Source organism: Streptomyces echinoruber, from assembly GCF_014651135.1.
Classification (GTDB): Bacteria; Actinomycetota; Actinomycetes; order Streptomycetales; family Streptomycetaceae; genus Streptomyces; species Streptomyces echinoruber.
In genome coordinates this window covers 185968-210829 of the sequence record NZ_BMWH01000005.1, presented here as the reverse complement: position 1 = coordinate 210829, position 24862 = coordinate 185968, and the positions used below count along the sequence as shown (strand labels likewise).

At 72.1% G+C, this 24862-nt stretch carries 22 protein-coding genes and 1 riboswitch; of the genes, 14 read left to right on the top strand and 8 right to left on the bottom strand.

All coding sequences use genetic code 11. The annotated features are described in order from the left end of the window. Positions 1-91: 91 nt before the first annotated feature. Both IE225_RS09945 and IE225_RS09940 read right to left on the bottom strand, forming a co-directional pair. Positions 92-1807 (bottom strand): glycoside hydrolase family 13 protein, encoded by a 1716-nt coding sequence (locus tag IE225_RS09945; protein ID WP_190057023.1) that lies wholly within the window; start codon positions 1805-1807, stop codon positions 92-94. Between the two features lie 202 nt (positions 1808-2009). Next, positions 2010-2366, bottom strand: a complete 357-nt coding sequence (locus tag IE225_RS09940; protein WP_190057022.1) for an ArsR/SmtB family transcription factor — start codon at positions 2364-2366, stop codon at positions 2010-2012. 80 nt (positions 2367-2446) lie between these two features. Next, a riboswitch (cobalamin riboswitch) is annotated at positions 2447-2658 on the top strand. Here IE225_RS09940 and nicT point away from each other — a divergent pair. The 3 genes from nicT (at position 2657) to IE225_RS09925 (ending at position 10491) form a co-directional block, all read left to right on the top strand. Then, complete coding sequence (nicT, locus tag IE225_RS09935; protein ID WP_229879370.1) at positions 2657-3775, top strand: Nickel transporter NicT; 1119 nt, start codon at positions 2657-2659, stop codon at positions 3773-3775. It overlaps the preceding riboswitch by 2 nt. Positions 3776-4013: 238 nt before the next feature. After that, positions 4014-10076: a DUF5663 domain-containing protein gene (locus tag IE225_RS09930; protein WP_190057021.1), complete on the top strand. Its 6063-nt coding sequence runs from the start codon at positions 4014-4016 to the stop codon at positions 10074-10076. A 217-nt stretch (positions 10077-10293) separates the two neighbouring features. Continuing rightward, on the top strand, positions 10294-10491 hold the full coding sequence (locus tag IE225_RS09925) for a hypothetical protein (RefSeq protein WP_190057020.1): 198 nt from the start codon (positions 10294-10296) through the stop codon (positions 10489-10491). A gap of 427 nt (positions 10492-10918) precedes the next feature. On the opposite strand, the gene IE225_RS09920 is transcribed toward IE225_RS09925, so the two are convergent. Beyond that, on the bottom strand, positions 10919-11293 hold the full coding sequence (locus IE225_RS09920; protein ID WP_190057019.1) for a hypothetical protein: 375 nt from the start codon (positions 11291-11293) through the stop codon (positions 10919-10921). 190 nt (positions 11294-11483) lie between these two features. Here IE225_RS09920 and IE225_RS33025 point away from each other — a divergent pair, with 190 nt between their 5' ends. From IE225_RS33025 to grpE, 3 genes are all read left to right on the top strand, one after another. Then, positions 11484-11939, top strand: a complete 456-nt coding sequence (locus tag IE225_RS33025) for a J domain-containing protein (protein ID WP_229879369.1) — start codon at positions 11484-11486, stop codon at positions 11937-11939. Positions 11940-12113: 174 nt separating this feature from the next. Beyond that, complete coding sequence (gene dnaK / locus IE225_RS09910) at positions 12114-14009, top strand: molecular chaperone DnaK (RefSeq protein WP_190057018.1); 1896 nt, start codon at positions 12114-12116, stop codon at positions 14007-14009. Positions 14010-14011: 2 nt separating this feature from the next. Next, positions 14012-14485 (top strand): nucleotide exchange factor GrpE, encoded by a 474-nt coding sequence (gene grpE / locus IE225_RS09905; protein ID WP_190057017.1) that lies wholly within the window; start codon positions 14012-14014, stop codon positions 14483-14485. Here the strand turns inward: grpE and IE225_RS09900 are convergent. Beyond that, on the bottom strand, positions 14465-14668 hold the full coding sequence (locus IE225_RS09900) for a DUF397 domain-containing protein (RefSeq protein WP_190057016.1): 204 nt from the start codon (positions 14666-14668) through the stop codon (positions 14465-14467). The two genes, grpE and IE225_RS09900, sit on opposite strands and share 21 nt — an antisense overlap. A 193-nt stretch (positions 14669-14861) precedes the next feature. Between IE225_RS09900 and IE225_RS09895 the strand changes: the two genes are divergently transcribed. The 3 genes from IE225_RS09895 (at position 14862) to IE225_RS09890 (ending at position 15666) form a co-directional block, all read left to right on the top strand. Next, the gene (locus tag IE225_RS09895; protein ID WP_190057015.1) at positions 14862-15083 is read left to right on the top strand and encodes a hypothetical protein; all 222 of its coding nucleotides are present in this window, start codon (positions 14862-14864) and stop codon (positions 15081-15083) included. A gap of 101 nt (positions 15084-15184) precedes the next feature. Beyond that, positions 15185-15316 (top strand): hypothetical protein, encoded by a 132-nt coding sequence (locus IE225_RS33730; protein ID WP_268249994.1) that lies wholly within the window; start codon positions 15185-15187, stop codon positions 15314-15316. Next, positions 15313-15666, top strand: a complete 354-nt coding sequence (locus IE225_RS09890; protein WP_190057014.1) for a hypothetical protein — start codon at positions 15313-15315, stop codon at positions 15664-15666. The genes IE225_RS33730 and IE225_RS09890 overlap by 4 nt, the downstream gene beginning before the upstream one ends. 42 nt (positions 15667-15708) lie before the next feature. Here IE225_RS09890 and IE225_RS09885 read toward each other — a convergent pair whose 3' ends face one another. The 3 genes from IE225_RS09885 to IE225_RS09875 form a co-directional block, all read right to left on the bottom strand. Continuing rightward, positions 15709-15885 carry a hypothetical protein gene (locus tag IE225_RS09885; RefSeq protein ID WP_190057013.1) on the bottom strand — a complete coding sequence of 59 codons (177 nt, stop codon included), beginning with the start codon at positions 15883-15885 and terminating at the stop codon, positions 15709-15711. A gap of 64 nt (positions 15886-15949) precedes the next feature. Continuing rightward, positions 15950-16159: a DUF397 domain-containing protein gene (locus IE225_RS09880; RefSeq protein WP_190057012.1), complete on the bottom strand. Its 210-nt coding sequence runs from the start codon at positions 16157-16159 to the stop codon at positions 15950-15952. Between the two features lie 10 nt (positions 16160-16169). Continuing rightward, complete coding sequence (locus IE225_RS09875; RefSeq protein WP_190057011.1) at positions 16170-17021, bottom strand: helix-turn-helix domain-containing protein; 852 nt, start codon at positions 17019-17021, stop codon at positions 16170-16172. A 233-nt stretch (positions 17022-17254) separates the two neighbouring features. Between IE225_RS09875 and IE225_RS09870 the strand changes: the two genes are divergently transcribed. From IE225_RS09870 to IE225_RS09860, 3 genes are read left to right on the top strand one after another with little or no spacing between them, the layout of a single operon-like run. Continuing rightward, complete coding sequence (locus IE225_RS09870; protein WP_190057010.1) at positions 17255-17680, top strand: ATP-binding protein; 426 nt, start codon at positions 17255-17257, stop codon at positions 17678-17680. 33 nt (positions 17681-17713) lie between these two features. Continuing rightward, positions 17714-18604: an RpnC/YadD family protein gene (locus tag IE225_RS09865; protein ID WP_190057009.1), complete on the top strand. Its 891-nt coding sequence runs from the start codon at positions 17714-17716 to the stop codon at positions 18602-18604. A 25-nt stretch (positions 18605-18629) separates the two neighbouring features. Further along, on the top strand, positions 18630-18914 hold the full coding sequence (locus IE225_RS09860; RefSeq protein ID WP_190057008.1) for a hypothetical protein: 285 nt from the start codon (positions 18630-18632) through the stop codon (positions 18912-18914). 270 nt (positions 18915-19184) lie between these two features. Here the strand turns inward: IE225_RS09860 and IE225_RS09855 are convergent, their stop codons facing one another. Further along, on the bottom strand, positions 19185-20612 hold the full coding sequence (locus tag IE225_RS09855) for an FG-GAP-like repeat-containing protein (protein ID WP_190057007.1): 1428 nt from the start codon (positions 20610-20612) through the stop codon (positions 19185-19187). 323 nt (positions 20613-20935) lie between these two features. Between IE225_RS09855 and IE225_RS09850 the strand changes: the two genes are divergently transcribed. Both IE225_RS09850 and IE225_RS09845 read left to right on the top strand, forming a co-directional pair. After that, the gene (locus IE225_RS09850) at positions 20936-21262 is read left to right on the top strand and encodes a trypco2 family protein (RefSeq protein WP_229879368.1); all 327 of its coding nucleotides are present in this window, start codon (positions 20936-20938) and stop codon (positions 21260-21262) included. A gap of 18 nt (positions 21263-21280) precedes the next feature. Further along, the gene (locus IE225_RS09845) at positions 21281-24853 is read left to right on the top strand and encodes a tetratricopeptide repeat protein (RefSeq protein ID WP_190057006.1); all 3573 of its coding nucleotides are present in this window, start codon (positions 21281-21283) and stop codon (positions 24851-24853) included. The last annotated feature ends 9 nt before the right edge of the window (positions 24854-24862 follow it).

The following is a 24862-nucleotide window of genomic DNA, read 5'->3' as shown; positions in this document are numbered from 1 at the left end:
TGAGCCCGCGGGAGGCGGCGGCCCCGATGGCGAAGTGAGCCCGCGGGCCGCGGCCCCGGCGACGGGATGAGCCCGTAGGAGGTGGCCCCGGCTACGACCCGAGCCACACCGTCGTGTCCGGCCCGAGCCGCCCGTCGTCGAGCGGGGCGCTGGCGAGCAGCACCTCGCCGGGCGGCAGCGGGACGGGCGCGGCGGTCAGGTTGGTCACGCAGCGCCAGCCGTCGTGCCGGGCGAAGGCGAGCACGCCGTCCGGGGCGCCGTCCAGCCAGGTCAGCTCCTCGCCCTCGAGCAGCTTGCGGCGCAGCTTCAGGGCCGTGCGGTACAGCTCCAGCGTCGAGTCCGCCGCGCCCTCCTGCGCCTCGACGGCGTACCGTGCGAAGGACGGCGGCTGCGGCAGCCAGGCGCCGCCGGGCCCGAAGCCGTACGACGGCCCGGTGGTCGTCCACGGGATCGGCACCCGGCTGCCGTCGCGGCCCTTGCGGGTGTGGCCGCTCTGCTCCCAGACCGGGTCCTGCAGCACCTCGACGGGCAGGTCGGCGACCTCGGGCAGGCCGAGTTCCTCGCCCTGGTAGACGTAGGCGGAGCCGGGCAGGGCCAGCATGAGCAGGGCGGCGGCGCGGGCGCGGCGCAGGCCGGCCGCCTCGTCGATCCGGGGTGCTCGGCCGTCCGACATCAGCCAGGCGTCGAGGTCGGTGCCGGGCGGCAGCATCAGGCGGGAGGCGTGCCGGACCACGTCGTGGTTGGACAGCACCCAGGTCGCCGACGCGCCGGCCGCGCGGGCGGTGGCGAGGGAGTCGGTGACGACCTCGTGCAGCGCTTTCGCGTCCCAGGGGGTCTCCAGGTATTCGAAGTTGAAGGCCTGCCCGAGTTCGTCGGGGCGGGCGTACCGGGCGCGCCGGGCGCCCGGCACCCAGGCTTCGGCGATCGCCATGCGGGGCGGGCGGTAGGAGGCGAGGATCCGGCGCCAGTCGCGGTAGATCTCGTGCACGCCGTCGCGGTCCCAGTACGGGTGGCTGCCCGGTGCGACGCGCAGCAGTGCCCGCTCGGCGACCGGTTCGAGGTCGCCGATGTCGCGCAGCGGCTCGGCGAGGTCCTTGACGAGGGCGTGGGCGACGTCGACGCGGAAGCCGTCGACACCGCGGTCGGCCCAGAACCGCAGGGTGGTGCGGAAGTCGGCGCGGACCTCCTCGTCGTCCCAGTTCAGGTCGGGCTGCTCGGGCGCGAACAGGTGCAGGTACCACTGCCCGTCCGGCACCCGCTGCCAGGCGCTGCCGCCGAAGACGGACCGCCAGTCGCTGGGCGGCAGCTCGCCGTGGGCGCCGCGGCCGTCGCGGAAGACGTACCGGGCGCGGGCGCGGGAGCCGGGCCCGGCGCGCAGCGCCTCCTGGAACCAGGGGTGGCGGTGGGAGGTGTGGTTGGGCACCAGGTCGACGATCACCTTCAGGCCGAGCCGGTGCGCCTCGGCGGCCAGCGCGTCGAAGTCGTCCAGGGTGCCCAGGCGCGGGTCGACGTCGCGGTGATCGGTGACGTCGTAGCCGCCGTCGGCGAGCTCGGAGGGGTAGAAGGGGCTCAGCCACAGGGCGTCCACGCCCAGCGCGGCCAGGTGGGTCAGGCGCCGGGTGATGCCCTTCAGGTCGCCGAGTCCGTCGCCGTCGGCGTCGGCGAAGCTGCGCGGATAGACCTGGTAGACGACGGCCTGCCGCCACCAGTCCGGGTCTTGGGAGGAGAGGTCCCGGGAGGAGAGGTCGGCGGCGGGTGAGGGGGTCGGGCCGGAGGCGGGCGTGGAGTCGGGCGAGCGGACGGTCACGCGGTCTCCTCTGCGAAGGCGTGCGGCACCCTGCGGTGCGTACGGGCGGTGCGTACGGGCGGTGCGGGCGCCACGGGCGGGGCGCCTGCCGGCGGCGGAGGCGACGCTGTCCCGGTCGCCCCCGTCCTCATCACCTCTGTCCAGATCACCCGAAAAGTGAACCTCGGTGCGGTCATGCTACGGCGTCCGTGGGCACCGGTCGTCACCCGTCCGCCGCGCAGTGCTTCAGCAGGGCGGCCACCTCCTGGTCCACCACCCGGTAGCGCACCACCCGCCCCTCCCGCTCGCCCGCCACGACGCCGGCGGCCCGCAGCAGCCGCAGTGCCTGGGAGGCGGCGGGGTCGTTCATGCCGGTGGCTACCGCGAGGTCGGACACGGCCAGCGGGCCGGTGCGGTCCAGGGCGATCAGCAGCGCCAGCCGCCTGGGGTCGGCGAGCAGGGAGAAGCGGTCGGCCCAGGTGCGCACGTGGTCGGCCTCGCCGATCGCGGCGATGGCCTCGCACACCCGATGACCGTCGATGGTGCGGTGGTCCGCGCGGTCGGCCGGTACGAGATGCATGACGCCATCCTCGCAGGCCGCGCGCTGTGATCTTCGATACCTGCGCAGTTGTGCAGCTATGCAGGAGACCCCCGCGGGCCCTACGGTGGGCGGGCCGTGGTGTTCGGGAATCCGGTGACGGCCCCCCAGCAAGTCCGTGGGGCCCATGCCGGAGCGGCCCTCGCCACTGTGATCGGGGAGTTCCCGTCCCGTCCGGCGCACGCGCCGGGCCACTGGTCGCCACGACTGGGAAGGCAGGGCCGGGAACGCGCGACCCGTAAGCCAGGAGACCGGCCGCGGCAGCTCACGAAGTGATCCACGAGGTGCTGGAGCGTGACCGGATGACCCTGCCCACCCCTGCCTCCTTCCGCTGGCGCCGGGAGGACACCCTCAAGACGGCCGGACTGATCGCGGTGATCGCCGCCCTCCACGTCGTCGCCTTCGGAATCCTGTTCCTGCTCGTGGTGCCGCAGCACTACGCGGTCGGCACCAAGGCCTTCGGCGTCGGCCTGGGCATCACCGCCTACACCCTGGGCGTGCGGCACGCCTTCGACGCCGACCACATCGCCGCGATCGACAACACCACCCGCAAGCTGATGGCCGACGGCAAGCGGCCGGTGTCGGTGGGCTTCTGGTTCGCGCTCGGCCACTCCAGCGTCGTGGTCGCGCTGGCCATGATGATCGCGGGCGGCACGCAGCTCGCCGACCGGGTCACCAGCGAGCACTCCCGCACCCACCAGGTCCTCGGCTTCCTGGGCACGACGGTCGCCGGCACGTTCCTGTACCTCATCGCCGCGCTCAACCTGGTCGCGCTGCTCGGCATCCTGAAGGTGTTCCGCGCGATGCGCAGCGGCACGTACGACGAGCGGCAGTTGGAGGCCCACCTGGAGGCGCGCGGCCTGATGAACCGCTTCCTCGGCCGCCTCACCCGGTCCGTCTCCCGCCCTGGCCAGATGTACCCGATCGGCTTCCTCTTCGGCCTCGGCTTCGAGACGGCCACCGAGGTCGTCCTGCTGGCGATGGCGGGCTCGGGCGCGGCGTCCGGCCTGCCCTGGTACGCGGTCGTGTGCCTGCCGCTGCTGTTCACCGCGGGCATGTGCCTCTTCGACACCCTCGACGGCACGTTCATGAACTTCGCCTACCAGTGGGCGTTCTCCCACCCCGTCCGCAAGGTCTTCTACAACCTCGCCATCACCGGCCTGTCCATCGCTGTCGCCTTCGTCATCGGCACCATCGAGCTGGTCGGCGTCGCCCACGACAAGTTCGCCCTGCGCGACGGCGTCACCACCTGGATCGCCGGCATCGACCTCGACAGCGTCGGCTACGTCATCGTCGGCCTGTTCGTCCTGGTGTGGGCGGCCGCCGTCACCTACTGGCGGGTGGCGCGGGTGGAGGAGCGGTGGACGGTGCGCGCGGTGGACGGGGGGTAGGCGGGGCTGGGCGCGCCCGCGTGTCCGCTTGCGGAGGGATCGGGAACTTCTGCCAAGTAGGTGACGAAGCGTCATAGATGCCAGCACAATGGCGCCGACAGGTGCCTGCGCCAGGGCGCCGGTGGTGTCCTGAGCGAGACGAGGTGCTGTGTCCGACGCGTCGACGACGACTCAGACGACAACTCAGACGACAAGTCAGGCGACGACTCGGACGGCGGCTCAGGCGGCGACTCAGGCGGTGCTGCTGACCGGGCTGGAGGTGGGCGAAGCCCCCGTCGGCGGTCTCCAGCCCATGGTGAAGGCCCTGTTGGTCGGCATGCTGCTGCGCAAGGAGCGGGGGCTGAGCGGCGAGGCGGGCAGGACGTGGGCGTGGCCGTGGCCGGACGGCGAGGAGGTGCTCGCCTCCGCGGTGGGGAAGAAGATCTCCTCGCTCCGCTCGGTCCTCCGCGAGGCCGGATGCGGTGTCAGTTCCGGGCGCAACGGCGCTTCCTACCGGCTGCTCGACCTGGACTTCGAGGCCGTCGACGCGCACCGCTTCGTCGCGGGGTACCGCCGAGGCCGCGACCTGGTGGCCGGTGACCCTCCGGCGGCGATCGAGGCGTGGGAGGACGCGCTGCGCCTGTGGACCCCGTATGTCCCGCTCGCCGACCGGCACCCGTACGTGCAGTGCCCCGCCGAGTTCGACAAGTGGGAGCGCACCTACCGCGATCTGCTCGCGGCGTTGTGCGGGGCGCTGCTCGGGCAGCCGGGTGACGCGCGGCGCCGGGCAGCCGAGGTCGTGGACCTGCTCGCGGAGGCGGACCCGGGGGACGAACGGCTGCCCCGGTTGCGGGCGGCGGTGGGCGAGCCGGGTGGATTGGTGGCCGTTCCGCCGCTCCTTCCGGACGCACCGGCGGGCACACCGGCGAACACATCGGCGAACACATCGGCGAACACATCGGCGAACACATCGGCGGACGCGTCGGTGGCCGGCCCGGGGGAGGACCGGGAAGCGGGCGTCCCGGGGGAGGACCGGGAGGCGGGCGACCCGGGAGAGGACGGGGAAGCGGCCGACCCGGGAGAGGACCAGGAGACCCGGGAGGCCCGGGAGGCGTACGTCGCGGAGTACGTGCGCCGGTGCGCGATGGTCGACCCGCGCCACATCCGGCGCAGCCAGCTCACGCAGGACGTGATCGTCCCGCTCGACGACGTGTACATCGCCCTCACCCTGGACATGCCGGACCCGGTGACGCGGTGGGCCGAGCGCGAGGCCGGGGACGACGAGCCCGACGGCGAACCCGGGTACGGCACCGGTGCGGAGGCCGGCCGGGAGGACGGCCCCACGGTCCTCGCCCTGGGTGCGGCGGGCGTGCTGGAGGAGATGGGGACGTCGGGTGAGCCGGCGGCGCCCGGTGCGGCCGGGATGCCGGTCCTGCCGTCCGTCCGCCCCGTCATCGACCTGGCGACCCTCGTCCGGGAGAAGCGGTGGGCGGTCATCCTGGGCGATCCCGGCGCGGGCAAGTCCACGCTGCTGCAGTGGCTCGCCCTGAACCACGCGCACGCGCTGGCCGCGGGCGAGGAGCGGGTCGTCGTACCGGGCGAGCGGCTGGGACTCGACGTCGAGGAGGTCGATCTCGGCCCGGCCCGGCTGCCCGTCCTGGTCCGCATCGCGGACTACGCCGAGCACGTGCGGCGGCAGGCGGACGGGGAGGCGGGCAAAGCGCCGGGCAGAACGCCGGGCAAGCCGGGCAGAACACTGGGCAAGCCGGACAAAGCGTCGGGACTGCTGGACTTCCTGGGGACGCATCCCCTGCTCGACGAGCCGCTCGACGGCCCGGCGGAGCGGCGCGCCGCCCTGATCCGCGCCCACCTGCGGGCGGGGCGGGCTCTCGTCCTGCTGGACGGCCTGGACGAGATAGCCGACCGCGGTCTGCGGGTACGGGTGCGTCAGGACATCGAGTCGTTCGTCGCCGACCACATCGCCGATCCGCACAGTCCCACCGCCCTGAGCCCCGCTCCGCATCCGGGGGCACGGCAGTGGTGGCGGGTCCGCCCGTCCGCGCCGGCCGAGTCCGGCGGCAACCAGATCGTGGTCACCAGCCGGATCAGCGGGTACCGGGAGACGGCGCTCGACAGCCGCTACACGCTGGTGCGGATCAAAGAGCTGACCCCCGCCATGATCAAGAGGTTCTGCGCGAACTGGTGCCTGGCGGTGCAGCGTTTCCGGGCCCTGGTCGGCCACGCGACGGACGAGGAGATCCAGCGGCGCGCGGCGGCCGACGCCGAGAACCTGAACGCGTCGATCCAGGCACGCCCCGGCGTGGCCCGTATCGCCACCAACCCGTTGCTGCTCACGGTGCTGGCGACCCTCCTGCGGGAAGGCGGCCACCTGCCCTCCCAGCGCGTCGGCGTGTACGAGGACGCGTGCCGGGCGCTGATCGAGCGCAGGCAGCACACCTGGAGCCTGGAGGACGTCATCGAGGTCATGGGGCCGCTCGCCCTGTGGCTGCACGAGCACCGGTCCAACGGCGTGGCGACCCTGGAGGAGGTGCGGTCCCAGCTCGTCGCGTCACTGCCCCGGGTCGTGGGCGCCGACGACGCCGGACCCGGCGCCCACGCGCCGTCCGCGCCGACCATGCTGGCCGCGCCGTCCGCGCCGTCCGCGCCGGCCGCACCGGCCGCGCCGACCACGCCGACCATGCCGACCACGCCGACCACGTCGGCCGCGCCGGCGGTCGCCCCGGGCCTCGCCGCCCACGTGGACGACTTCCTCGCCGCGGCCCGTGAGGCGTCCGGCCTGCTGGTGGAGGTGTCCGAGGACCGCTTCCGGTTCCTGCACCTGACGTTCCAGGAGTTCCTCGCGGCCTACGAACTCACCCGCTCACCGGACGGGTTCCGCGCCCACCTGCGGCGCCGCCTGCACGATCCGCGCTGGCTCGACGTGTCCGCCATGGCGATGGCACTGGTCTGCAAGAACCGGCGGAGCGAGATCGACGCCGTGCTCGCCGAGGTGCTCGACCACGGTTCGGAGCACGAGGACCTCGTCCACCGCGATCTCCTCTTCACCGCCTACTGCCTGACGGAAATGCCGTACCGGCTGCCGAAATCCGTGAGGAGGGTCACCGACGAACTGCTCGCCGCCGGCACCGAGGCGGAGGCGCGCGGTTACCTGCCCCTGGCCGCCCGGATACGGGAACTGCTGCGCACCCTGCACGAGGCACGGCCCGACCTGGTGCTGCCGCGCCTGGAGGCCGCGCTGCACCGGCCGGAGCGGGCGAGGTTCGCGACGGAGGTCTGCGCGCTGCTGGAGATCCGGCGGGAAAGCCTCCTGGAAGGACTGGACGCGGCGTGCCGTCGCTGGGACCGGTCGCCGAGGGCGGTGGCGATCCGCGCGGACGCCGTCGAACGGCTGCGGGCCGCCGGAAGACCGGTGGAGTCCCGGTTCCGGCCGATCGGCACGCTGCTGAACACCGAGTACGCCGGCACCGCCGACCTGCTGGCCGCGCACGCCCCGCGGGTGAACGCGCTGCTGAAAATGGTGGCGAACCGGGTCGACCCGGTGCTGCGGACCGTGGTGCGCTGGTTCCTGGAAGGCGTGCGCGGACAGGGACCGGAGGCACTGGCCGGTGCCGAGGACCGGTTGGCGGGGGCCCTGTTGGAGGAATGCCGCCACGCCGAGGGCGCGGACCTCTCGGCGCTGGCGGCCGCGGCCTACCAGCTTGCCCCCCGGCGTACGAAGGACTGGCTGCGCGCGGAGTTCCAGGCCGAGCGGATCGACCTGCTGTCCGCCGCCCGGTTCTTCGTCGACCTGCCCGTCTTCTTCCCGCCCCCGGCCGAGCGCGACGCCTGGTCGGCGGGCCTGCCCGACGCCGCGGCGCGCGCCCTGCTGCGGCAGACCGTTCCACCGGAGCGGCAGCGCCTTCTCACCGCACTGGCATGGCAGCGGCTGCGGGTGCGCGGCTCCGCCGACACCACCTCCGAGGCGTTCGCGCTGCTCCGCCGTACCGCCGCCGCGGGCCGGTTCATCGAGTTGACGGTCGACGCCACCCACGTGCTGCGGGCGCTCCTCGACACCGGCTCGGACGAGGAGCGGCAGGCGGCGCGGTCCCTCGTCCCCTGGGTCGCGCTGCCGCCCGACCCGTCGGACGAGCTGATCCACCGGTTGGAGCGCATCGCCTCCCACACCGGGGACGAGGAGGACGAGGGTGACGGGGAGGATGAGGGTGACGGGAAGGACGAGGGGAAGGAGGGGGATGGGGATGGGGAGAACGAGGGGGACGAGTTCTCCGTCCTGGCGAACATCGTGCTGTCCAGGCTGCCCGGCCGGCACCTCCCGCCCCGGCGCTACGACGTGGTCGCCGGCGCCCTGACGGGCCACGGGGAACTGCTGCGCCGGCGAGCCGTCTCGGCGCTCACCCTGCCCCACCGCTCGGCCTGCGTCCCGCCGCGGACCGTGGCCCGGTCCGTCGCGCACCAAAGGGCCCTTGCCGAGGCAGGAGACCTGCCCTCGGCGTCCGCGCACGCGTTCTTCGTGCACACCCTCGTCAGCGACTCCGTGGAGTGGATGCTCTCCGTCAGCCGCGACCCGGGGTGCGTGAACGTGCCGCGGCTGTCTCCGGAGGCCGCCGCCGAGGGACTGCGGCGGCTGGCGGACATGACGGAGGCCGAGGCGGCCCGGTTCCTGGACGCCTGCTCCTGGTTCGACATCGCGACCCTGCCCCCGCTGGGGATGGATCTGGCGCTGCTGGCCGCCCTGGCGGAGGAGACGCGCCCGGCCGCGCTCGGGCACGAGGTTCTCGAGCTCTTCGTCGCCGAGGCCGCCGCGGCGGGCCGGATCCCTCTCGTGCTGGAGTCGCTGGGCAGCTCCCGCGACCTGGAGTTCGTCGCCGCCGGGGTCCGGGCGTGCGCCGCCCACCTGCACCGCGACCGGGGGAACTGGTCGCACACGGCGGCGCTGCGGGACCTCGCCCGTGCCGCCCTGGTCCGCTCCCACCGGCAGGACACCCGGGTCGCCCGCCGGCTGGCCGGTGGCATGGCGCTGCTGGACCTGGCCGACGAGGTGGAACCGCACCGGGTCCTGGCCGAGCTCACCGCGCACACGTCCGGCGACGCGAGCTGCGTACAGGCCCTCGTGTGGGCCCTGTCGACGCGGTCGGAAACGGCCAGGACTCGCGCCGGGACGCCGATCTCCTCCCTCCCCGCCGTGCTCGGCGCGGCCCTCGGCGCCTCGTCCCGCGGGATGGACGCGCTGATCCGGCAGACGGCGTCGCTGCTGGACGACCCGTCCGGGACCTGGCGGCAGCGCCGGGCCGCGCTGGCTCTGCTGAGAGCCGCGGCCGACCGCGCGCCCGCGGCGTTCGCCGCCCGCGGCCGCGCCTTGGGCCTCGCGGCCCGCCTCGCCGTCGGGGCCAAGGACGAGGAGAGTTACAGCGTCCGGTGGTCCAGCCTCTGCCTCGGTGCCCAACTGTCCGGCGGCGACCCGTCCTTCGTGCCCCGGCTCATCGCCGAGTGCCGGGACGTGGACGTCTTCCGGCAGAAGATGGTGGAGCTCCTGAAACAGCCGCCGCCCGCGGTGTGGAAGGTCGAACCGCCGGTCGTCGAGCCCGTGCTCTTCGGCGAGCATGTCGAAGCCGCCCTGCTGGCCGGTCACTTCCTCGTGCGGGCGACCAGGAACAGTCCCGCGTGCGCGCTGCCCGTCTCCCGGGCCGCCGGCCTGCTGGCCGCCCGGGCGCGCGAGGGGGACACACTCGCCCGGCCGTTGTTCGGTCTGCTCGACGAACTCCTCGTCGTCGGCTCCGGGTATCCCCCCGCGTCGGCCGGGTCGGACCGGTGGTCGCTGGAGGGCACCATCCTCAGCACGCACCGCCTGGGCCCCAGGCGACGTGGCCCGTGGTCCCGGCACGCCGCCCCCACCGACACCATCGTGACCCTGGTGACCTCCCGGCTGCCCCTGCTGGCGTCGGCCCGGGCGACAGCCGTGAGCGCCCCGCCGCGACTCAAGCGCATGGCCCCCCTCACCTGGGCCGCGCTCGGATTCCCGGACGCCCTCACCCCCGCGGAGTCGAACCTTCTGAGCTGGGCGATCTACGACCTGGGTGAGATACGGGTCGGCGCGAGGCTCTTCCGCAGAATGAACAGTGCCCAGAAGCGGCGGTTCGAGGAGCTCATCGACGCCGACGACAGCCAGTCCGCACAGGCGCTGCTGGAGGCGACCCTGCCCGACTACCCCCAAGAGGTCCGCAGCGTCTTCACCGGCCTGTACGACGAGGTCCGGCAGCACGCCGTGGAACTGCTGCATCTGCTGCGCTCCGGCGGAGCGTGACCCCGGCGCACGGGAGAAGCGGCGACCGGAAGAAGCGGCCAGGAGAAGCGGCGGCCGGGAAACGAGCGAACGAGAAGCGAACGAACGAGAAACGAACGAGGAAGGAGCACGCGGGGAAGGCACGGAGAAGGCGCGGGGATCTTCCGGCCATAGCGTCGAAGTCGCTGAAGCCGCTGCACCGAGGGGCGGGGCGGCGCGACGTAAGGAGTGGGAGACCATGAAGCTTTCGGCCGACAAGCCCGTGGAGTCGGTGGCCCGGTTCGGCGCCGTCCTGGGCGCCATGGGTATCGGGGCCGCCCTGATCCTCACCGGACACGCGACGGTGGCGGAGGCGTCCCACTACGTCAGCAGCGGCATCGTCTACCTGACCGCCGTCTCCGGCGTGAAACGCGAGGGCACTTCGCTCGGCCGCTGAGCGCCGGTCGCACGGTCGCACGGCCGCACCCGGGCCGCGCCCGGTTCCCCGCCACGGGTCGGGGAACCGGGCTTTTCTCTGTCCGGATCACTGCCCGAATCCCTGACCAGGTCACCGCCCGGACCGCTGCTCGAACGATCCGGGAGATCCGCCCGATGCACGCGCCCGGCCACCGCACCAAGGCCGTCGGTCACCCGGCGGTCGGTCACCCGGCGGTCGGCCACCCGGCGGTCGGTCACCCGGCGGTCGGTCACTCGGCGGTCGGCCGGCTGTGGCCCGACTGCGACGTGCTGTTCCTCCCGGCTGTTCCCCCCGGCTGTGCGTCCCGGACGACGACCGGGAGATCGTTCCGCCCCGGAAGCAGCCGCCTCACCCCGGAAGCGGCCGCCTCACCCCGGAAGCGGCCGCCTCAGCGGCGCCCGTGGTCTCACCGCCGGGTCCGCTCGCCCTCCGGGACCGCCGCCGGCTGCGGGTGCCCGCCGGACTCCAGCAGGGGCGCCTCGTGGCGCTCCGGGCGGTGAGTGCCCTCGGCCGGGACACGGTCGCGGGGCGCGTCGGGGCCCGGCAGCGGGACGGGGCGGCGGGCGACGAGGCGGCCGACCCAGTGGCGGCCGCAGTACTCGCAGGGCGGGGCGCCCTGCGGGGTGTAGGGCGAGGGGACGGGTGCGTTGTCCCGGTAGAAGGCCTCCCACTCCTCTCCCCGGTCGTCCACATAGCGCTGGACGTCGTAGTCGACGCTCCAGCGGTGCCAGCACGAGCCGCAGGTGAATTCGACCCGTTCCACGGCGAGTTCGGTGATCACCGGTCCGCACCTCCTGTCGGTCGGCACTGCGGTCGGGCTGTCCGCCCCTTTCCGTCATCCCTCTCCATTCTCTCCCCTTCCCGTATGCCCCATCGCAAGACCTTGACAATGGGGCGCTCAAGTTTTATTCAGGCTAGTAGGCAACCTGAGTCCTAACCGCAGGTCGCACCAGGCGGGGAGGTGGCTGGTGATGCCGATGCCGTACGCCGGTGACCCGGCGCCGGATCCGTACGCGGTGCTGGGCGTGGAGCCCTCGGCCACCGCCGAGGCGATCACCTCCGCCTTCCGCGCCCGGGTCCGGGAGCTGCGCCCCGACACCAACGTCGACGCCGACACCGCCGCGCGCTTCGGGGAGGTGCGGGAGGCGTACGACGTGCTCCGCGACCCCGTGCGGCGCGCGGCCTACGACCAGAGACACGAGCGGAGGAACGGCCGGGGCCGCGGCCGGAGGAGCGAGCGGGCGTACGGCCGCGCGGACGAGCCGCCGCCGGTGCGCGCCCCGGCGTACCGCCCCGCGGCGTACCGCCGCCACCCCACCGCGTTCGCCGCGTTCGTCGCGCTCGGTGTCCCGCTCGGCGTCCCGGGCGTCCCGGTCCGCGAGCCGCCCCTGCGGGCGGGCCCGGTCCACTGGGAGCCGAACCGCTGAGTCGGCGCGCCCCGGCCACGCACCGCCCCGCACCACTGCACACAACCCCACACCGTCCGCACCACCCCACACCGTCCCGCACCACTCCACACCACCCCGCACCGCCACGCACGATCCGCCCGACCGGCTCGGGGAACTCGAGTTCGAGGAGCAGCTCCAGGAGGGAGAACCCAGATGGCACGCTCCGTCGGCATCGACCTCGGCACGACGAACTCGGTGGTCGCGGTCCTGGAGGGCGGCGAGCCCACCGTCATCGCCAACGCCGAGGGCGCCCGCACCACACCCTCGGTCGTGGCCTTCGCCAAGAACGGCGACGTGCTGGTCGGCGAGGTCGCCAAGCGGCAGGCCGTGACGAACGTCGAGCGCACCGCGCGCTCGGTCAAGCGGCACATGGGGGAGCACGCCTGGCGCTTCCCGGAGCACGGCGACATCGACGGCAAGCGCTACACCGCGCAGGAGATCTCCGCCCGCGTCCTGATGAAGCTGAAGCGGGACGCCGAGTCCTACCTCGGCGAGGACGTCACCGACGCGGTGATCACCGTCCCGGCGTACTTCGACGACGCCCAGCGGCAGGCGACCAAGGAGGCCGGCGAGATCGCGGGCCTCAACGTGCTGCGCATCATCAACGAGCCCACCGCGGCCGCGCTCGCCTACGGCCTGGACAAGGGCAACGAGCAGACCGTCCTCGTCTTCGACCTGGGCGGCGGCACCTTCGACGTGTCGCTGCTGGAGATGGGCGACGGCGTGATCGAGGTGAAGGCCACCAACGGCGACACGCACCTGGGCGGCGACGACTGGGACCAGCGGATCGTCGACCACCTGATCAAGAACTTCAAGAACAACTACGGCGTCGACCTCGGCAAGGACAAGATGGCCGTGCAGCGGCTGCGCGAGGCCGCCGAGAAGGCCAAGATCGAGCTGTCGTCCTCGTCCGAGACCTCGATCAACCTGCCGTACGTCACCGCCTCCGCCGAGGGCCCGCTGCACCTCGACGAGCGGCTGACCCGCGCCCAGTTCGAGCAGCTGACCGCCGATCTGCTGGAGCGCTGCAAGGGCCCGTTCCACCAGGCGATCAAGGACGCCGGGATCAAGGTGTCCGACATCGACCACGTCGTCCTCGTCGGCGGCTCCACCCGCATGCCGGCCGTCACCGAGCTGGTGCGCGAACTGACCGGCAAGGACCCGCACAAGGGCGTCAACCCCGACGAGGTCGTCGCCGTCGGCGCCTCGCTGCAGGGAGGCGTGCTGCGCGGCGAGGTCAAGGACGTGCTGCTGCTCGACGTCACGCCGCTGTCCCTGGGCATCGAGACCAAGGGCGGCATCATGACCAAGCTGATCGAGCGCAACACCACGATCCCCACCCGCCGTTCGGAGATCTTCACCACCGCAGAGGACAACCAGCCGTCCGTGACCGTGCAGGTCTACCAGGGCGAGCGCGAGATCGCCGCGTACAACAAGAAGCTCGGCATGTTCGAGCTGTCCGGCATCCCGCCGGCCCCGCGCGGCGTGCCGCAGATCGAGGTGTCCTTCGACATCGACGCCAACGGCATCATGCACGTCTCCGCCAAGGACCTCGGCACCGGCAAGGAACAGAAGATGACCGTCACCGGCGGCTCCGCCCTGCCCAAGGACGACATCGACCGGATGATCCGCGAGGCCGAACAGCACGCCGAGGAGGACCGGCGGCGCCGTGAGGCCGCGGAGACCCGCAACCAGGGCGAGCAGTTCGTCTACCAGACCGAGAAACTCCTCCGTGACAACGCGGACCAGATCCCGGCGGAGGCGAAGAACGAGACGGAGGCGGCGCTCGCCGAACTGAAGGAGAAACTGAAGAACGAGGGCACCGACACCGCCGCGCTCCGCCAGGCCCTCGACAAGGCCGCGCAGGCCGCGCAGAAGATCGGCTCCGCGATGTACGAGCGGACGCGCGCCGAACAGGCCGCAGCGGGGCAGACCGCCACGGGGCAGACCGCCACGGGGCCGGCCGGTGAGCAGTCCTCCGGGGCCAAGGCCGAGGAGGACGTGGTGGACGCCGAGATCGTCGACGACGACAAGCCGGAGGCGGGCTGACGATGACCAGTGGCCGGCCGCAGGGCACGGACGCCGCCCGGCTGCAGCGGCTGCTGGAGGAACGCACCGCCGACCTGCAGCGGGTGAAGGCCGAGTACGACAACTACCGCAAGCGGGTACGGCGCGACCGCCTGGCCGTGCGCGAGATCGCGGTGGCCAACGTGGTGCGTGCCCTGCTGCCCGTCCTGGACGCCGTCGACCGCGCGCTGGAGCACGAACCGGCGACCCCGGGCCTGAAGGACATCGCCGACACCCTGCGCACCCGGCTCGGCTCCCTCGGCGTGACCTCCTTCGGCGAGGAGGGCGAACCCTTCGACCCCGCGCGCCACGACGCCCTGACCCACCACGTCACCGACGGCACCCGGGACCTGGTCTGCACCGCCGTCCTGCGCCCCGGCTACCGCCTGGGCGAAATGCTCCTACGCCCGGCCACCGTGGAGGTCACGGGCCCGGCCTCACCCCCACGAACCCAGTGAGCCGGCACGCAGGGCGTCGAGGAGATGGGCGAGGGGGCCGCGTGTGGTGGTGAGGACGGTGACGGGGTCGTCGCTTTCGCGGAGGTGGAGGGTGGTGGGGGCGGAGGCGGCGAGTTCGATGCAGGTGTCGCCGTCGCCCCCGCCGGAGTAGGTGGACTTCTGCCAGTTCAGCGGTTTGGTCATGGCTGTCCTCAGCTCGACTCTGTCGGAGATCTTGGAGTTTGCCAGTGCGCCGGCATGATCGGCGGGCATGCTCGTGGCTGTTCCGCAGGCCGATGCAGTGGTAGTGGTCGAGGTGTCTGTTGTCACTCCGTCCCCGTTCCGGTGAGCAAGTCCCGTCTCCGACCGCCCGGATCGCGCGGGCGAGAACGCGACCATGTGCCGTGCCCCCCGGTCCCCTCCCGATGTTGCCTCGAACGTCGAGACCTTTGCCCGCTACGCCAAGGACCAGTACACCGACGCGGTCGTGCCGCTGGCGGCGTTGTCCAGCAAGCTCAGGTCGGCGAACAACACGTACGCACAGTACGACGACGCAGTGCGCAGGCAGTTGAACTCCGTCCTGGTGTCGGGGCGCTACATCGAAGCCGGGGATCGGTGATCTGCTGTGGCCTACCGTAAGGACGTCGAGTTCCTGGAGAACGCCAACCCGGCTCTCATCTGAAGGCGGAGAGTGGGTTCGCCGACGTACCACCGGAACAGATGACCCGGGAACAGATGCAGGAACCGGCCGCCCGCTACAACGGCGGCCCCTACTACCAGGACCCGAACGCCCAGGCATATGGTCGGGGCTTCGACCGGAAGCTGGACGACGCCAAGGAGGCCCTGCGGTGAGCCGCTACGCCCACCCTTCGACTTCCCAGGCACCGGCAGGCAAGGAACCGAGCGCTCTGGCCCGGATCGGCTCTGCGGCATGCGGACTGGTCCTGACCCTGGGGCATCTGCTGGCGCTCTACGTCACATTTATCGCGTACATGGCCAGGCCCGCTGGCCCCTGGGACAGCGAGACTGTCGCCCACTCGAACTTTGCCTCTGGTCTGGCTTTGGTCCTGTCCGTCATCACGGCGCTGCTGACGTGGGTGTTCGTCAAGGCCGCGTGGCTACGCAAGTGGTGGTACGCCATCCCAACGGTGCTGGCTGTCGCCGCGCTGCTGAGGCTCACTCTGTTCGTACCTGAGCTGTGACCACTCGCGAGTGTGGAAGAGGCTGGTCAGCCAGCCTTACCGTCACCCGGTGAGACGTCCGTCGGCCGGTCGCGAGGGTGGGCCCGGCACCGAGGCGTCGAGGAAGAGATCCGTCAGCGCCCAGACGCAGGAGTCGAGCAGGTCCGGGAACTTCTCCTCGGCTTCGGACGCGCCGACGTACGTCGTCATCTGCTCCAGCGGGTAGGAGCGGTCGGCCACCGTGAAGGCCGTCAGGTCCGCGGAGTCCCTCGTCGTGACGGCCGGGTCGACGGCGGCAAGCTGGTCAACGGCCGCAAGCCTCCGTGAGCGTGCCGGCGCGCAGGGCGTCGAGGAGGTGGGCGAGGGGGTCGCGGGTGGTGGTGAGGACGGTGGCGGGGTCGTCGCTTTCGCGGAGGTGGAGGGTGGCGGGGGTGGAGGCGGCGAGTTCGATGCAGGTGTTCCCGTCGCCTCCCTCGGAGAAGGAGGACTTCTGCCAGTGGAGGGTTCGGGTCACGCCGGGTGCCTCACAGTTCCTTCGTCAGGCGGTGGATGAAGTCGCGCGACTGCGACGGGTCGAGCGATGCCCTCTCCACTTTACGGAAGAGCGTTCGAAAGCGGTCCAGTTGGGACTCCGCGTCCAGGAACGTGGTGCCGTTCGGTGAGTCCCGCAACACGGTGTCCAACCGAGGGATCGGCCCGCCCACGTACATCATCGCGGCGCTCGCCCCGGCGAATCCGTCGGTGTCGAAGGGGATGACGCGTACCGTCACGTGGCCGCGCTCCATCTGGTCCAGGATTGCGTGCAGTTGTGCCAGGGTCACCTTCCGATCGGCTACCCGAATGCGCAGGGCGGCCTCGTGGACGATGGTCTCGTACGGAACCGGGTCGTCCCGCTCGATGACCGCCTTCCGCCTCATCCGGTGCTCGACCCGCGGTGTCAGTTCGCTGTCGGGAAGCTCCGGCACCATGTAGCCGAAGACCGCGCGGGCGTAGTCCGGCGTCTGCAGCAACCCCGGCACATGCGTGATGACGACCTCACGCAGAAACGTCGCGTGATGCTCCAACTCCGCGACGTCCAGGAACACCGGCGGCAGGACACCCCGGAACTCCTCCCACCAGCCCCGCGTCCGATCGGTGGCCATGGCCACCAATGCGCCAATCAACTCCTCATCAGCGCAGGCGTAATGGGCGGCAAGCCGACGCACGCGTTCCTCGCTCACGCCCGCGAAACCCGACTCGACCTGGCTCATCTGCGCCGAGGTGGAGCTGAGCAGCCCCGCCACGTCCCGGGCCTTGAGTCCCGCGGCCTCCCGCAGCCTGCGCAGTTCGGTACCCAGACGTACCTGCCGAGCGGTGGGGCGGCTTCTCGGCGCCATATGCCCTCCTGGCCCAACGGGCCTGTGATCGCTGCTCGTTCGGGTGCCAGAGTACGGCAACGGCTTGCGTGAGGAAAAATTTTTGCTCTACCGTCGGTGATGCGACGCACACGCTGCGGAATCCCGGGGCTCCGGAAGCGCACCGCTCCGTCCTGCCACGACGGCTGCGGCAATGCCACCGCCCGCGACCGCCGGCATCCATCAACCTCCCTCCTTCCCACAGGAGTTCACTCATGCCTGAAACCGGCCCGCCCGCCCTCGGCGAACCCTGGGAGTACACCCTGTACATCCCCCACGACCTCCGCGCCGTCACCGTCAGCCGCCGCACCCTCCGCCTGATCCTGGCCGCGCACGACCTGACCGCCCTGTCCGACACCGCCGAACTCCTCGCCACGGAGCTGGTCTCCAACGCCGTGCGCCACACCAAGGGCCCCGCGGCCCTGCGGGTGCGCTGGTCGGCCGGCGTACTGCGGGTCGGCGCGTGGGACGGTGACCCGCAACCGCCCGAGCCGCCAAGGCCGTTCACCGCGCTCACCGACGCGGAGGACGGCCGCGGACTCGCCCTGGTCCGTGCCTGCGCCGACCTGTGGGGCTGGCAGCCGCTGGCCCGGAACGGCAGCCGGGGCAAGTTGGTGTGGGGTGACCTGGATGCGGTGTAGCGCGTTGATCACGTCGTACGGAAAGGAGAGCTGATGGTCGGCTCGTCGCACGAGGCGCTGCACCGGATCTTCCAGAAGGACCCGGCGCTGCTGACGCGCACGCTGCAGCGGGTGCTGCACGTCCCGTTCCCCGAACCGCGTGAGATCGCCGCCATGAACGTCGATCTCACGGAGACCGAACCGGTCGAGCGGCGGGTGGACACGTTGCTGCGCGCGGAGACGGACGAGGGGACGTACCTCCTGGTCGTCGAGTCGCAGGGGAAGAGGGACGACGACAAGCGCAGGAGCTGGCCGTACTACCTCTCGTACCTGTACGCGAAGTACCGCTGCAACCCGGTGCTCATCGTCATCACCCAGAGCAGCGCCACGGCCCGCTGGGCGTCCCGGCCGATCCAGCTCGGCGTGCGGGACCGCCCCTCGCTGACCGTACGGCCGCTGGTCCTCGGCCCGGACAACGTCCCCGTGATCGCGGACGGGCAGTCGGCCGAACGGGACGTCCCCCTTGCGGTGCTCTCGGCGATGACACATGGCCGGGGTGCGCAGGCCACGGCCATACTGGAATCCCTGGCAGGCGCCCTGCGGACCATCGACTCCGACAGCGCGGCGGTCTTCGTGCAGTTCGTCGACTCGTGCCTGGCCGATCCCCAGGCGAAACAGATCTGGAGGGACCTGATGGCAGCGGTTCAGTACTTCTGGCGGCACCCGCTGGCCGAGAAGGTGCGCGAGGAAGGGCGCGAAGAGGGCCGGATCCAGGACCGCATCGAGATGACCCTGCGCATCCTGGAGTGGCGGGGCATCCCTGTGCCGGAGTCCGTCCGGCAGCGGGTGATGTCGTGCACGGACCTGGATCGGCTGGAGGAGTGGGCCCGGCGGGCGGTACATGCCGCCACCGCGGAGGACCTGTTCACGGAGGACAAGGCCTGAGCGGCCGAGTCGGAAGGGGCTGGCAGTGGCGGTTCAGTACTTCTGGCGGCACCCGCTGGCCGAGAAGGTGCGTGAGGAGGGGCGCGAGGAGGGGCGTAAGGAAGGGCGTGAGGAGGGGCGCAAGGAGGGCCGGATCCAGAACCGCGCAGAGATGATCCTGCGCATCTTGGAGTGGCGGGACGTCCCCGTGCCGGAGTCCGTCCGGCAGCGGGTGATGTCGTGCACGGGCCTGGACCAGCTCGAAACGTGGGGGCGGAGGGCGGTGCACGCCGCCACTGCGGAGGATCTGTTCACGGAGGACAAGGCCTGAGCAACGCATCCCGGTTCTGGATTCGGCCGCATGCCCCACGCCCCGGCCCGGTCTTCCCCGTCGCCCTCCCCGTGCTGCCGTACCGCGAGCCCACCGAGGGACGCGACCACTGGGTGATCGGCGACGTCGGAACTGTGGGTGCAAGCGCAGGTACGGATGCGGCCGACCGGCGGGGTCGATGCTCCAGCCGGGTGCCGGCGGCGCCAGGGCGTCGCGACGACGACGGGGTGCGGTGCGCCTGGCGGCCGGCTTTGAGGGGACGCGTTCCGTTCAGATGACTCCGAGGAGTCCGTTGCCGCCGAGAAGGGTGTTCTCCTTCTGCGGGAAGCCGACGGACGGGGCGGTGATCATGCGGCTGCCTTTGGCGGTGGGGCCGTTGGTGCCGCCCGGGAGGACCCAGACCGCGCCGGTGGCGCTGTTCTCCTCCGCGGCGCTGATGAAGAGTTCCGGTCTGCCGTCCTTGGTGATGTCGCCGACGGCCACGGTGGTGCCGAATGCGTCCTCGGCCTCGTCGGCGCCGGGGATGCCGGCGGTGTCCTGGGTGAAGGCGTAGGCGCCGTCTCCCAGGGCCCCGGTGCGGCGGCCGGGGATGACCGTCACCTGCCCGGCGTTCCTCCTGCCGGTGTCCTCCAGCGGCGAGCCGATCACGATGTCCGCCAGCCCGTCACGGTTGAGGTCGGCCACCGCGAGGGCCCCGCCGAACTTGTCCTCCTTCTCGCTCGAGCCGGGAATCCCCGGGGTGTTCTGGGTCAGCTGCACCGGTTGCGCGTCCCGCGCGATGCCGTGCGCCGACCCGTACCAGACGAGCACCCGGCCGCCGAGCGCACCGTCGGCTCCGGCCCTGTCCGGCTCGTCCGGGTCTCCGGCCACGAGATCGGCGTATCCGTCGCCGTTGATGTCCCCGGTGGCCGCGATCAGGCCGTTGCCCGTCTGCTGTGCGCCTCCGTAGACAGGGTCGACATAGATCTCGCCGCCGCTCAGCCCGCTCAGCCGGACGGTGACGGCCACGTCGTCCGGGAAGCCCCCGTGGTCGAAATCGCCCAGCGCGACGCTTCCGACGGAAGCGGTGTCCTGGTTCTCCACGGCCTGGCCGTAGGTGCCGCGGCGGCTGAACGGCCCCGTGAAGCGCATCGATCCCTCGTACCCGGCGACCAGCACCTCGGTCTTCGCACCGGGGCCGGTGCTCAGCGCCGCCACGTCGAGGCCGTAGTACGCGCCGGGAGTGGTCGCCGGCAGGTCGGTGCCGGATGTCAGCCCCTTCCTGCTGCCCCACAGGACCGTCACCGTGCCGGTGTCCTCGCCCCGCGCGGTGTCCTCGTACGGGGCGGAGACCACCAGATCCGCATAGCCGTCCCGGTTCAGGTCGGCCGTCGCGGTGGCGGCCCCGAAGCCGTCGTTCGGCTCGGCCGTGCCCGGCACCTCTGCGGTGTTCTGCGTGAGGGTTGCTCGCCGGGACGTCGACAGCCCCGACGCCGATCCGTAGAGCACGACCACGGCACCGGCTCCCTCCTTGCCGGCGACGTTCGCCCCCGGCGCGGGCAGCACGGCGTCGCGGTAACCGTCGCCGTTGAAGTCGCCGGGCACCGCTCCGTGCACGGCCACCGCGGGCGTGGCCGACAGCAGCGGAGCACCCATGACGGCAGCGATCAGGAGCGCTCCCGCTCTCCAACCACCGTGCGGGCCACGTCTGTTCACCATGAGCCGGATCTCCTTCCCCCCTCGGCGCACCTGGCGTGCGCCGCAGTCAGGGCATCGTAAAGGGGCCCGCGAAGCGTCCAAAGCGCCCCGGGGGTTTCGCCCGCCCGGTGGTTACCGGACGCTGAACAGGGCCTCCAGCAGCACGGGCACGCGGCCGGGGCGAGAGCCTGGACGAGGGCACGGCCGTAGGAGACGTAGGAGAACTCGCGCCGCCCTTTGTCGGGTTGCGATACGGCCGGGAAAGGGCGAATTCGGGGATGCGGGCTTCGGGGGCTGCGGGTGCCCGGTACGGTGTGGCGGCAAGTGCGGGAAGATCTGCCGACGTGGGGGTTGTGGTGGCGGACGAGGTGTGGGTGGGGCTGGCGGACGCGGTACGCGGGGTGCGGGCGGAGCTGGCCGCGGCCCAGGCCGAGGGCGCGGATGAGGACCTCGGGTTCGAAGTGGGGCCGATCGAGCTGGAGTTCGCCGTGGACGTACGCAAGGAGGCCGGCGGCGAGGCCAAGGCACGGGTGTACGTGCTGTCGCTGGGCGCGAAGGGCTCGCGGGCCGAGACCGCGACCCACCGGATGAAGCTGGTCCTCAACCCCAAGGACCGGCAGGGCAACACGCCCCGGATCACCGGCCGGGCCGACGAAATCCCCGCCCGCTGACCGGATGCGCGGGCGGCGATGGGGCTGGACGCCGGGGCGGTCGCGGAGATCTGGGCCGCCGGAACGGAGCCGGGATGGTCGGTCGGCTCGGGCTATCTGATCGCGGGGCGGCTGCTGCTCACCGCGGCGCACGCGGTCACCCGCGACGAAGTCCGGATTACCTGCTCTCAGGTGCGCGTGCGGCTGCTGGAGGAGGGAATCCTGCGCGAGGCCCGGGTGGTGTGGCACGGTGACGCGCTGCTGGACGCGGCCCTGGTGGAGATCACCGACCCCGGCTTCGACCCCGGCCGGCGCGCCCCGGTGCGCTTCGGACGGCTGGTCGGCTCCACACCGGGAGTGCCCTGCGAAGCGGTGGGCTTTCCCGACGCCACGGGCGCCTTCGAGGGGCCGGAGCCGCTGCGCGACAGTGAGCAACTGGCCGGCCACCTGAATCCGCTGACCCGGCGCAAGCAAGGACTGGTGGATCTGCGGGTGGACAACTGGCCCGATCACGACCCGGACCGGCCCTCCCGCTGGTCGGGCATGTCGGGGGCTTCCGTATGGTGCGGGGAGCTTTTGGTGGGGGTGGTGGCCTGGGACACCCCGGGCTTCGGCCAGCGGCGGCTGACCGCCGTGCCGATCACCGCGCTGGCCGCCGTGGAGGACTTTCGCCGGCCGGTGGAGCAGGCCACGGGGCGCGCGCTGCGCTGCGAGCCGGTGGAGTTGCAGGAGGTGCTGGCCCCCTGGTTCCCGGCCCAGGCGCCGCAGTCCCCGGCCGCGCTGCTGCGCGCGGAGCACGAAGTGGTGCCCTTCACCGGCCGCGAGCACATCCTCGAGACGCTGCAGACCTGGTGCCAGGGGGAAGGATCGTGTTCCGCGCTGCTGCTGACCGGGGCCGGCGGCCAGGGCAAGACCCGCCTGGCCCGCCGCCTGGCCGAGCTGCTGCACGACGCGGGCTGGGTGACCGGTCAGGTGACGGAACAAGCAGACGTCACCGCTCACTTGAAAGCGCTGACCCGCTGCACGGCGCCGGTGCTGCTGGTGCTCGACTACGTCGAGACCCGGCCCGACCAGGCCCAAGCGATCATCGACCACCTGGCCGCCCATCCCCCTCGCCACCCGGTCCGCCTGCTGCTGCTCGCCCGCGCGGCCGGCGAGTGGTTCACCACCCTGCGCTCGGCCTCCCTCGCCCTGTCCACGACCGTGCGGGCAGAGCCGCTCGCCCTCGCACCGCTCGCCGAGAGCGCGACCGAACGCGAAAGGGCGTGGCAGGACGCCCTGACCGCTTTCGCCGACAGCCTGCAACGCCTGCACTCCCCGGCCTACGCGGGCATCGACCCGGCCTACGCGGGCATCGACTTCGCCGCCCGCCGGCGTAACGCCGGGCCCCCCGCCCCGGCCGCTCCGGGCACGGGGCAGGCCCTGGCCCTGCACATGGCCGCGCTCGCGGTCCTCCTGACCGAGGACTCCTCGACGGCCGATTCATCACCGCAGCAGGTCCTGCTCCACCACGAACGGGGCTACTGGAACCGCGTGGCCCGGCACCGCGGACTGGGCCTGGACCACATCCGGCCGCTGGCCATGACCGCAGCCCAGCTCTGCGGCCCCACCCCCCGCCCACAAGCCCTGGAAATCCTGAGCCGGTTGCCGGGGCTGCGCGGCGACATCGCCGAACAGAACCGGCGCGCCCTGGCCGGCTGGATCCGCGACCTGTATCCCCCGCCCGCCGGCGGCGACTCCTACTGGGGCAGCCTGCAGCCCGACCCCCTGGCCGAGCACTACATCATCGAAGCGCTCGCCGCCGAGCCGAACCTGCCCACCCTCGTCCTTCCCGCCACCGGCCCCGAACAGGCCCGGCACGCCCTCACCCTCCTGACCCGCGCCGCGGCCCGGCCCGCCGGCGACCAAGCGGCCGACTGCCTCATCCGGGCCATCACCGAACACCCCCACGCTCTGGCGCCCGCGGCCATCGACGTCGCCACCCGCGTCGAATCCCCCGCACCCCTGCTCCAGGCCCTCGACACGCTGGTGCACGCCCCCGACAGCACACCCGAAGATCTCACCGCGCTGTATGCGGAGATGCCCGAGCAAACCCATGCACTGGCCGAGGTCGCCGCAGCCCTCACCACGCGCCTCGTCACCATGCACCGCGCGAACGGTGACACCTCCGGCCTGGCCCGATGGCTCAACGACCAGTCCGTCCGGCTGGGCGCGCTGGGGCGGCGCGAGGAGGCTCTGGAAGCGATCATCGAGGCCGTCGCCATCCGACGGCGTCTGGCCGAGGCACGCCCGGACGCCTTCCTTCCCGATCTCGCCACGTCCCTCAACAACCAGGCGAACCGGCTGGGCGCGCTGGGGCGGCACGAGGAGGCTCTGGAAGCGATCACCGAGGCCGTCACCATCCGCCGGCGCTTGGCCGAGGCACGCCCGGACGCTTTTCTCCCCGACCTCGCCAGGTCCCTCAACAACCAGGCAGTCGGCCTGGGTGCGTTGGGGCGGCACGAGGAGGCTCTGGAAGCGATCATCGATGCCGTCGATGCCTACCGGCGCCTGGCCGAGGCACGCCCGGACGCTTTTCTCTCCGATCTCGCTGCGTCCCTCAACAACCAGGCGAACCGGCTGGGCGCGCTGGGGCGGCACGAGGAGGCTCTGGAAGCGATCATCGATGCCGTCGATGCCTACCGGCGCTTGGCCGAGGCACGCCCGGACGCTTTTCTCCCCGACCTCGCCACGTCCCTCAACAACCAGGCAGTCGGCCTGGGCGAACTGGGGCGGCACGAGGAGGCTCTGGAAGCGATCACCGAGGCCGTCACCATCTGCCGGCGCTTGGCCGAGGCACGCCCGGACGCTTTTCTCCCCGACCTCGCCAGGTCCCTCAACAACCAGGCGATCGGCCTGGGTGCGTTGGGGCGGTGTGAGGAGGCTTTGGAAGCGATCACCGAGGCCGTCGATGCCTACCGGCGTCTGGCCGAGGCACGCCCGGACGCCTTTCTCTCCGACCTCGCTGCGTCCCTCAACAACCAGGCAGTTGGCCTGGACGCGCTGGGGCGGTGTGAGGAGGCTTTGGAAGCGATCACCGAGGCCGTCACCATCCGCCGGCGCTTGGCCGAGGCACGCCCGGACGCCTTTCTCTCCGACCTCGCTGCGTCCCTCAACAACCAGGCAGTTGGCCTGGGCGCGCTGGGGCGGCGCGAGGAGGCTTTGGAAGCGATCATCGAGGCCGTCACCATCCGCCGGCGCTTGGCCGAGGCACGCCCGGACGCTTTTCTCCCCGACCTCGCCAGGTCCCTCAACAACCAGGCGATCGGCCTGGGTGCGCTGGGGCGGCGCGAGGAGGCTCTGGAAGCGATCATCGATGCCGTCGATGCTTACCGGCGTCTGGCCGAGGCACGCCCGGACGCTTTTCTCTCCGATCTCGCTGCGTCCCTCAACAACCAGGCGATCGGCCTGGGTGCGTTGGGGCGGTATGAGGAGGCTTTGGAAGCGATCACCGAGGCCGTCGATGCCTACCGGCGCCTGGCCGAAGCACGCCCGGCTGTCTATGAGTCTTTGCTTCAGCGGTCTCTCCAGGTGCAGGCCCAGCTACTCGCCCTGGAGAAGGGACCTGGCTGACCTTGCGGT

Coding starts and splice junctions, on each gene's coding strand:
- grpE (WP_190057017.1), top strand. CDS start 14,012: ATGACCAGTGGCCGGCCGCAGGGCACGGACGCCGCCCGGCTGCAGCGG.
- IE225_RS33025 (WP_229879369.1), top strand. CDS start 11,484: ATGCCGATGCCGTACGCCGGTGACCCGGCGCCGGATCCGTACGCGGTG.
- IE225_RS09925 (WP_190057020.1), top strand. CDS start 10,294: ATGAAGCTTTCGGCCGACAAGCCCGTGGAGTCGGTGGCCCGGTTCGGC.
- IE225_RS33730 (WP_268249994.1), top strand. CDS start 15,185: ATGACCCGGGAACAGATGCAGGAACCGGCCGCCCGCTACAACGGCGGC.
- IE225_RS09870 (WP_190057010.1), top strand. CDS start 17,255: ATGCCTGAAACCGGCCCGCCCGCCCTCGGCGAACCCTGGGAGTACACC.
- IE225_RS09865 (WP_190057009.1), top strand. CDS start 17,714: ATGGTCGGCTCGTCGCACGAGGCGCTGCACCGGATCTTCCAGAAGGAC.
- dnaK (WP_190057018.1), top strand. CDS start 12,114: ATGGCACGCTCCGTCGGCATCGACCTCGGCACGACGAACTCGGTGGTC.
- IE225_RS09875 (WP_190057011.1), bottom strand. CDS start 17,021: ATGGCGCCGAGAAGCCGCCCCACCGCTCGGCAGGTACGTCTGGGTACC.
- IE225_RS09895 (WP_190057015.1), top strand. CDS start 14,862: ATGTGCCGTGCCCCCCGGTCCCCTCCCGATGTTGCCTCGAACGTCGAG.
- IE225_RS09940 (WP_190057022.1), bottom strand. CDS start 2,366: ATGCATCTCGTACCGGCCGACCGCGCGGACCACCGCACCATCGACGGT.
- IE225_RS09845 (WP_190057006.1), top strand. CDS start 21,281: ATGGGGCTGGACGCCGGGGCGGTCGCGGAGATCTGGGCCGCCGGAACG.
- IE225_RS09855 (WP_190057007.1), bottom strand. CDS start 20,612: ATGGTGAACAGACGTGGCCCGCACGGTGGTTGGAGAGCGGGAGCGCTC.
- IE225_RS09900 (WP_190057016.1), bottom strand. CDS start 14,668: ATGACCAAACCGCTGAACTGGCAGAAGTCCACCTACTCCGGCGGGGGC.